Source organism: Cupriavidus sp. 05N40 (assembly GCF_056397305.1).
In genome coordinates this window covers 1-3055 of the sequence record NZ_JBFTND010000393.1, presented here as the reverse complement: position 1 = coordinate 3055, position 3055 = coordinate 1, and the positions used below count along the sequence as shown (strand labels likewise).

Sequence of the window (3055 nt, the reverse complement as noted above, 5' to 3'; positions counted from 1 at the left end):
CGCCGGACACCCCGGCCGCGCCGGCCACGCGCGACACATTCGCCGCGCCCGCGGCCAGGCCCTGACCTGGCCGTTCAGCTGCCCGCGGGCCGCTTCATCCGGCACATCGACGGCATGCTCAGGTCCGGTCCCGGGGTCATGCTGTCGAAGCGAAAGCCGTACTGGGTGCCCTCCACGCCAACCTTGACCGTCTTGCCGTCCACCGGCGCGATGGTGGACACCACCTGGGGCAGCAGCAACTGGTGATCGCTCTTGCGCATCATCACTTCGCCGACCGCAGAGCGATACTGCATGCCTTCCAGCGCCAGCGCGATGCTGGCCGCTTCGTCGGACTGCGCGCGGCGCATCGCTTCGGTGAGCATCTGCACGGCGATCAGCACGCGCGGCGCGAAATACTCGCCGGCGGAGGTTTGCCGCACGCGCGCGGCAAGCGCGTTGAGCGCGGGGTCGTCGCCGTTGGGCAAGTATTCAGCCACCCAGGTCAGGTGTGCGTTCTTCGCCTGTGCCACCGCCGTGACCGTGCCCGGCGCGCCGCCGCCGCTGTGGTTGATGTAGTTCAGCTCATAGCCGGCGTCGCCGGCCGCCTTGACCAGCAGGCTCAGGTCCTGGCCCCAGTTGCCCGTGATCACGGTGTCGGCGCCGCTGGCCTTGATCATGCTGACATAGGGCGAGAAGTCCTTGACCCTGGCCATCGGGTGCAGCGCCTCGCCGACGAACTCCACGTCGGGCCGGACATTCGAGATCATCTGCCGGCCCAGTGCCGCCCACACGCGGCCCTGCGTGTAGTCCTGGTTCAGCAGGAAGACCTTGTGCATGGACTTGTCGCCGCGCGCGAAATTGGCCAGCGCGCGCATCTTCATGGCCGTGTTCGCCTCGGTGGAGAACAGCCAGAAACTGCAGCGCATGCCGGTCAGGTCGGGATCGAGCGAGGCGTAGTTGATGATCAGGACCCGCTGGCCGGGGTTGCGCTCGTTGTGGCGGTTGGCGGCTTCGGCCAGGGCGCTCACCACCGGCGAGCCCGAGGCGCCGGTGAAGATGATGCGTGCGCCGGCATCGATGGCGGCTTGCAGCGCGGTCAGGCTGGCTTGCGGAGACAGCTTGTTGTCAAAGGTGAGCAACTCGTAGTTGCGCCCCAGCGCGCCGCCCTGGGCATTGGCGTCGTCGAGCGCGAACTTCAGGTTGGCCAGGAAGATCTCGCCGACATTGGCCAGCGGGCCGGAGAGCTGGTCGATGAACGCGACCTTGATGGGTCCMGTGCCGGCCGCCGGCGCCTGCCGGACGTCCGGCTGCGCTGCCTGGGCATGTGCCTGCAGCGGCAGCGCGCCGGCCAGTGCGAATGCCGCCAACGCGGCCACGCGCCGCGCGATCCTGGCGGCTGCGCCGGCCAGGCGCATCAAATCATGAAGCATTGCCGATCCCCTCTCCCATTGCTTACCAGCGATATTACCGCTGCTCACCAGGTATCGATGAAACGGCGTGCCGGCGCCGCCTCCGCGCCGCGTACGGCCGGCACCGAAGCCAGGCCGCGCAGCAGCCACTGGCGCGTATCGGCGGGGTCGATCACCGCGTCGATTTCCAGGTGGCTCGCCATGTTGAGCGCGCGCCCGCGCTGGTACGCCGCATCCACCATGCGTGCGAACAGGGCTTCGCGCTCGGCCGGATCGGCCACCGCCTCCAGCTCCTTGCGAAAGCCCAGCCGGATCGACCCTTCGATTCCCATCGCGCCGAACTCGCCGCTGGGCCAGGCGGCGGTGAAGAACGGCGCGGCGAAGCTGCCGCCCGCCATGGCCTGCGCGCCCAGGCCGTAGCCCTTGCGCAGCACCACCGTGAAAAACGGCACGCGCAACGCGCCGGCCGTCACGAACAGGCGCGACACGTGGCGCACGGTGGCGGTCTTCTCGGCCTCCGGGCCCACCATGAAGCCGGGCGTATCGCACAGCGAGACGATGGGCAGGCCGTGCGCGTCGCACAGCTGCATGAAGCGGGCGGCCTTGTCGGCGGCCGCCGCATCGATGGCGCCGCCAAGGTGGCGCGGGTTGTTGGCGATGCAGCCGAAGGCCCGTCCTTCGATGCGGATCAGCGCGGTGATCATGCCGGTACCGAAGGCGGCGCGCAGCTCCAGCACCGAACCCTGGTCCGCAAGGGTTGCCAGCACGTGGCGCATGTCGTAGCTGCGCAGCCGGTTCTCGGGGATCGCGTGGCGCAGCGCGCGCGCGTCGCCCGCCTCCCACGCCGCCAGGTCGCCCTGGAAGTAGGACAGGTAGCGCTGCGCGGCTGCCACCGCGGCCGGCTCGTCGTCGACCAGGACATCGATCACGCCGTTGGGCGCCTGCACGCTGACCGGCCCGACCTCCTCCGGCGCGAACACGCCCAGGCCGCCGCCCTCGATCATGGCCGGGCCGCCCATGCCAATGGTGGCGTCGCGGGTGGCGATGATGACATCGGCGCAGCCGAGCAGCGCGGCGTTGCCGGCAAAGCAGCGGCCGGAGACGATGCCCACCAGCGGCACCTGGCCGGACAGCCGCGCGAACTGGATGAACGAGGTGCAGTCCAGCCCGGCCACCACCGGCATGTCGGTGTCGCCGGGGCGGCCGCCGCCGCCTTCGGCGAACAGCACCACCGGCAGCTGCCACTGGCGGGCCAGCCCCAGCATGCGGTCCAGCTTCTTGTGGCCGTAGAAGCCCTGCGTGCCGGCCAGCACCGTGTAGTCGTAGGCCAGCACCATGCAGCGGGCGTCCCCGGCTGGGACGTGCGCGGCATTGACGGTGCCGATGCCGGTGACGATGCCGTCGGCCGGCGTGGCGCGTTCCAGGTCTGCCACGCTGCGGCGCTGCCGCTGCGCGGCGATGGCCAGCGCGCCGTACTCGATGAAGGAGCCTTCGTCGCACAGCTGCGCGATATTCTCGCGCGCGGTGCGTGCGCCGCGGGCATGGCGCCTGGCCACTGCTTCGGGGCGCGCGGCATCGAGCGTCAGCGCCTGGCGCGCCAGCGCGTCGCGCAGGTCGGCGCGGATGTGGCCGGGGTCCAGCGCGGCGTCGGCTTCGTGCGCATGGTC

General features: G+C 70.6%; 2 protein-coding genes. Both read right to left on the bottom strand.

Annotation, left to right across the window (positions count from 1 at the left end):
• Positions 1-74: 74 nt before the first annotated feature.
• The gene (locus AC1DO7_RS40685) at positions 75-1409 is read right to left on the bottom strand and encodes a branched-chain amino acid ABC transporter substrate-binding protein (protein ID WP_441617909.1); all 1335 of its coding nucleotides are present in this window, start codon (positions 1407-1409) and stop codon (positions 75-77) included.
• 44 nt (positions 1410-1453) lie between these two features.
• On the bottom strand, positions 1454-3055 hold a 1602-nt coding region (locus AC1DO7_RS40680; protein ID WP_477117516.1), incomplete at its 5' end, for an acyl-CoA carboxylase subunit beta.